This window comes from Zavarzinia sp., from assembly GCF_049306435.1.
Classification (GTDB): domain Bacteria; phylum Pseudomonadota; class Alphaproteobacteria; order Zavarziniales; family Zavarziniaceae; genus Zavarzinia.
Genome location: NZ_JBAQRT010000145.1, coordinates 1 through 5,511 on the forward strand (window position 1 = coordinate 1; position 5,511 = coordinate 5,511).

Annotated in this window: 6 protein-coding genes; 5 read left to right on the forward strand and 1 reads right to left on the reverse strand. The window is 67.8% G+C overall.

The window, feature by feature from the left end; genetic code table 11:
- Positions 1-393, forward strand: a 393-nt coding sequence (locus WAZ62_RS07790) for a PepSY domain-containing protein (RefSeq protein WP_422642953.1), incomplete at its 5' end; no start/stop codon positions are given.
- Between the two features lie 17 nt (positions 394-410).
- Here WAZ62_RS07790 and WAZ62_RS07795 read toward each other — a convergent pair.
- Positions 411-1,148 carry a GntR family transcriptional regulator gene (locus WAZ62_RS07795; RefSeq protein ID WP_422642954.1) on the reverse strand — a complete coding sequence of 246 codons (738 nt, stop codon included), beginning with the start codon at positions 1,146-1,148 and terminating at the stop codon, positions 411-413.
- Between the two features lie 107 nt (positions 1,149-1,255).
- Here WAZ62_RS07795 and WAZ62_RS07800 point away from each other — a divergent pair, with 107 nt between their 5' ends.
- The 4 genes from WAZ62_RS07800 to WAZ62_RS07815 are packed head-to-tail and all read left to right on the forward strand — an operon-like array spanning position 1,256 to position 5,393.
- Positions 1,256-2,413 (forward strand): pyridoxal phosphate-dependent aminotransferase, encoded by a 1,158-nt coding sequence (locus WAZ62_RS07800; protein WP_422642955.1) that lies wholly within the window; start codon positions 1,256-1,258, stop codon positions 2,411-2,413.
- Positions 2,414-2,437: 24 nt separating this feature from the next.
- On the forward strand, positions 2,438-3,226 hold the full coding sequence (locus tag WAZ62_RS07805) for an SDR family oxidoreductase (RefSeq protein ID WP_422642956.1): 789 nt from the start codon (positions 2,438-2,440) through the stop codon (positions 3,224-3,226).
- Positions 3,227-3,236: 10 nt separating this feature from the next.
- Positions 3,237-4,118, forward strand: a complete 882-nt coding sequence (locus WAZ62_RS07810) for an alpha/beta fold hydrolase (RefSeq protein WP_422642957.1) — start codon at positions 3,237-3,239, stop codon at positions 4,116-4,118.
- 3 nt (positions 4,119-4,121) lie between these two features.
- A complete protein-coding gene (locus WAZ62_RS07815) occupies positions 4,122-5,393 on the forward strand; it encodes a M20 family metallo-hydrolase (protein WP_422642958.1) in 1,272 nt (423 codons plus the stop codon).
- The last annotated feature ends 118 nt before the right edge of the window (positions 5,394-5,511 follow it).

Consider the following 5,511-nt stretch of genomic DNA (forward strand, 5'->3'; position numbering starts at 1 on the left):
GGGCCGGACGGCGTGCTGCTGGCGGCGATCGGCGCCGCGCCGGCCGGCGCCACGCCCACGGGCATCACCCTGCCGACGGAGCAAAGCCCGCTCTGGCGGGTAACCCTGGCGACCGACGGCGGCAATGCGACGGTCACCGTCGATGACGTCACGGGCGAGACCAAGGCCAGCCTGCCCCCGCCGACCAAACCGGGGGACGACCTCGGCCGCGTCATGCGCCGCCTGCACGACGGCATCGGTTACGGCATCGTCTGGCAGACGGTGATCTTCATCGGCGGGCTGCTGCCGCTGCTCTTCGCCATCACCGGCACCATGATGTGGCTGCGCCGCCGCGCGGCGAACAAGGCCCTGGCCGCCAGGCGCAAGGCCGCCCTCGCCGCCTCCGCCCCCTGAGGGCCGGGCGGCGCGGCTCAGGCCGTGCCGCCGGCCGCCACCATCCGGTCGAGGGCGCGCAGGATCGCCTCGGCGTCGTCGCCGAGGATTTCCAGATGATGACGCATCTGGCGCGAGGCACCATCCTCGTCCCCCGCGAGCAGGGCACCGACCACAGCGTCATGCTCGGCGATCGATTCCGACAGCCGCCCCTCGCGGAAAGTGATCAGGCGGCGATAGGGCATCAGCCGCTTGTTCAGGCTCTCGGTCTGCTGGCGCAGGAAGCGGTTGTGGCAGGCCTGATAGAGCAGGCCGTGCAGCACGCTGTTGGCGCGGAAGAAGGCCAGCACGTCGCCGGTCTCGGCCAGGCGGCGGCACTCGAGATGCGCTTCCTCGACCAGCAGGCGTTCGTAAGGGGTCATCCGCCGGGTGGCGAGGCGGGCGCAGGTCGCCTCCAGTTCGGCCATGGCCTCGAACATCTCGATCAGTTCGTCGCGGGTATGGATCGCCACCACCGCGCCCTGATGCGGCCGGATGACGACGAGGCCGGCCGCCGACAATTGCTTCAGCGCCTCCCGGACCGGGGTGCGGGAGACGCCAAAGCGCTCGGCCAGCGCGACCTCGTCGAGGCGGGCGCCGGGGGCGAGATCGCCGTGCAGGATATCGTCCTCGATGCCTTCGATGATGCGTTCCGCGCGCGTCTCCGCCACCCAGGGTTCGGCGGTGTCGCCGTCATGGATCAGGCTGGCGATCTCGGCCCTCGCCTCCGCGCGCATTTTTTTTACATCATCCATCATTTTCCCTTTTTGTTCTTCTTGTATGCAAACCCGACATGGGCTTAACGTGACGTCATTGTTGCACTGCATGGTCAAGGTGACGGCACATGGCACCCCTGGTCAAGAAGCCATTCGAGGAGAGAAATCTCCATTTCGATCGCCTGATCGGCAATAGGAAACTAAAATGGCTGGGCCAGAACACCAACCATATTCCGTGTCATCCCGCGGTTCGTGAAGCTATGCTTCGCTGCATCGCCGAAGAAGAATTTCATATCTATGCCCCGCCTTGCGGTATCGAGGAGCTTCGGGAGCTTATTCTTGAAGACCTTGGCCTGTCGGGCGACGAATTCGCCGTCCTCGTGACCGATGGCGCGATCGAGGCGCTTTATCACGCGACCAGGACCTGGCTGGGCCAGGGCGATGAATTCATCGTCACCGATCCCGGCTGGCTGTGGCCCCATGCCTTCGCCAAGGCGGCGGGGGCGCGGGTGACGACGCTGCCCATCTATGACCCGGCCAGCCATTACCGCCTGGCGCCGGAAGCGCTGGCGGCGGCGGCCAGTGCCGAGACGAAGGCGATCTATCTCGTCGATCCGAACAACCCGCTCGGCTCGTGCCAGACGGCGGACGAGATCGAGGCGATCGCCGGCATCGCGCGCAAGGCCGGCGCCCTGCTGATCCATGACTGCACCTATCGTCATTTCGCCGCCAACCACACTCTCGCCGCCCGGTTCTACCCGGAAGGCACGATCACCACCTATTCCTTCTCGAAATGGCTGGGTATCGCCGGCCTGCGCTGCGGCGCGGTGATCGCCAACCGCGACCTGATCGAGCAACTGGCGGCGGCGCCGCCCAACAACCTCGGCTCGTCCATCCTGGCCCAGCGCGCGGCGATCGCCGGCCTTCGCCACAAGGCGGAATGGCTGCCGCAGGTCCTCGCGATCGCCGGCGCCAACCAGCGCCGCATCGCCGCCGCCGTGCAGGGCATCGACGGCCTGACCCTGCCCGTCTATCCGTCGAATGGCAATTTCATGACAATCGACGTGACCGGCGCCGGCATCAGCCCCGACGCGCTCGCCGCCGCCTATCTGGAACACGACATCATGATCCGCCAGGCCTCCTATCACAGCCGGGCCTTCGCCGACCGCTTCATCAAGGTCGGCACCACCGTGCCGGCTGAATGGGTCGAGGATTTCTGCGTGCTGCTGCCGGCGCTTGTCGCGCAGGTCGCCGGCACAAGGGCCGCCGCCGCCGGCGTCTACTGAAGAACTAGGGACGAGGAAGATATCATGGACCTCTGGCTCGAAGGCCGAACCGTCCTCATCACCGGCGCCTCCAAGGGTATCGGCGCCGCCGCGGCCATCGCCTTCGCCGCCGAAGGCTGCAACCTGCATCTGACCGCCCGCAGCGCCGACGAACTGGCCGAAGTGGCGGCCAAGGCGCGGGAGACCGCCAGGGGCGATGTCTCGATCATCGTTCATGTCATGGATCTGACCGCGCCCGGCGCCTGCAAGGTCCTGACCGACGCGGTGGGCGACATCGACATCCTGCTGAACAATGCCGGCGTCATCCCGGGCGGCGATCTCGACGCGATCGACGAGGCGCGCTGGCGCGAGGGCTGGGAGCTGAAGGTCTTCGGCTACATCGGCATGACCCGCCTCGTCTACAAACGGATGCGCGAGCGGGGCCAGGGCGTCATCATCAACAATATCGGCAATGCCGGCGAGCGTTACGATGCCGATTACGTCGCCGGCACCACGGGCAATGCCGCGCTGATGGCCTTCACCCGCGCCCTCGGCGGCCGCAGCCTCGATCACGGCGTCCGCATCGTCGGGGTGAATCCCGGCCCGGTCGACACCGACCGCATCTACAAGCTGCTGCGCAACCGGGCGGAAGCCTGGCTCGGCGACGAGAGCCAGTGGCCAGAATTGCAGAAGCGCTATCCGCTGGGCCGGCCGGCGCATCTGCGCGAGATCGTCGACCTCGTGCTGTTCCTCGCCTCCGACCGCTCGGGTTACACCAGCGGCGCCATCTTCACGGTCGACGGCGGCATCACCGCCCGCGCCTCGATCATCTGAGGAGACGGCGATGCCCATGGCCCTGACCGACGACGGCGTGAACCTCTATTACGAGGAGACGGGCAGTGGCACGCCGCTCGTCTTCGTTCACGAGTTCGGCGGCAATCACTGGAGCTGGGAGCCGCAGATTTCCTTCTTCTCGCGCCGCTATCGCTGCGTGACCTTCGCCGCCCGGGGCTTTCCGCCCTCGGATATTCCCGCCGACGTCTCGAAGTATTCGCAAGCCCGCGCCGCCGCCGACATCCGCTGCGTCCTCGACGCCATCGGCGCCGAGAAGGCTCATGTCGTCGGCCTGTCCATGGGCGGCTTCGCCGTTCTTCACGCCGGCCTGAATTTTCCCGAACGCCTGCTGTCGATCTGTGCCGCCGGCACCGGATACGGCGCCGAAAAGGCCCATGAAGCCTATTTCCAGGGCGTGTCCGAGGAAGTCGCCCGCCAGTTCGAGACCAGGGGGGCCGAGAATTTCGCGCCGACCTACGCCGAGGGCGCGTCGCGGGTGCAGTTCCAGGCCAAGGACCCGAAGGGCTGGGCGTTGTTCGCGGAACGCCTGGGGAAACATTCGTCGCTGGGCGCCGCCAACACGATGCGCGGCGTGCAGGTCCATCGCCCCTCGCTCTACGACCTCGAGGCGGGCTTCCGGGCGATGGACGTGCCGACCCTGATCGTCGCCGGGGACGAGGATGATCACTGTCTGCAGCCCGGCATCTTCCTGAAGAAGGTGATCCCGGCCTGCGGCCTCGCCATCCTGCCGAAGACCGGCCACACCACCAATCTCGAGGAGCCGGAGCTGTTCAACCATCTGCTGGCGGAATTCCTCGCCCAGGTCGAACATGGCGCCTGGCGCAGGCGCGATCCAAGGGCGCGCCCCGACCAGATCATGCGGACGGCCTGAGCCATGACCGCGCCCCGCCCGACCGTCCCCAGCAAAGCCGCCGGCCAGGTGTCGGAAGCGCGGCTGTGGGCGCGTCATCTGGCGATGGCGCAATTCGGCGCGACGGTGAAGGGCGGCGTCAACCGTCAGGCCCTGAGCATCGAGGAAATCGCCGCCCGCCTGCAGTTGATCGAATGGGCCACCGGACTCGGCCTTGTCGCCTTCAACGATGACGCCGGCAATCTGTTCCTGCGCCTTGAAGGTTCCGAACCCGATCTTGCCCCGGTGCTCACCGGATCGCATATCGACAGCCAGCCCAGCGGCGGCCGTTTCGACGGGATCTACGGCGTGCTGGCCGGGCTGGAGGCGGTGCAAGCCATCCTCGAAGCCGGCATCCGGCCGCGCCGTTCGATCGAGGTCGTCGCCTGGATGAACGAGGAAGGCTCGCGCTTCGCCCCCGGCATGATGGGCTCGGAAGCCTTCGCGGGCCTTCGGCCCCTGAGTACGATTCTCGCCGTTCGCGATGCCGCGGGCGCGATGACGGGGGATGCCCTCGCCGCCGTGCTGCAGGCGGAAGCGGATGCGGTGCGAGCGACCCGCCCGCTGGGGTTCGCGCCCCATGCCTTTCTCGAGGCGCATATCGAACAGGGCCCCGTGCTTGAAGCGGCGGGCATTCCCATCGGCGTCGTCACCGGCATTCAGGGCGTGCGCCGCTTCCGCCTCCGCGTCACCGGGACCGAAGCCCATGCAGGCACCACGCCCCGGGCGGCGCGGCGCGACGCCCTGCAGGCGGCCGTGCGCATCATCGCCCATCTGGACAGTCTGACCGATCAGCCGGGCGTGATGTTCACCGTCGGCATGATCGAGGTGAAGCCGAATGCCCCTTCGGTCGTGCCGGCGGAGGCTTATTTTTCCATCGACCTGCGCCACCCGGACGATGCCCTGCTACAGGCCCTCGGCGATGCCGTGCACGATCGCGCCGCCGGCCTCGCCGCCCCTTGCAGGGTCGAGGTGACCGAAATCGCCGCCGCCCGCGCCCTCGCCTTCCCGGAACGGCTGCAGGCCCTGATCGCGGGCCATGCCGGGAGCCTTGGCCTGAAACACATGTCCCTGCCCTCCCTCGCCGGGCATGATGCCCGCCAGCTTCACCATGTCTGCCCGACGGCGATGATCTTCGTGCCCTGTCGGGACGGCGTCAGCCACCGCGAGGATGAATATGCCAGCCCCGAAGACCTTGCCGCCGGCTGCCGGGTGCTGACCGAATGCCTTCTCGACCTCGCGGAGATCACGCCATGACCGAGCCGCGCCATTTCGACCTTCATTACGGCGGGCGCTGGCAAAAGCCCCTGAGCGCCGAGCGCATGGATGTGCGCAGCCCCGCGACCGGCGCGCTGCTGGCCACGGTGCCCGTCGC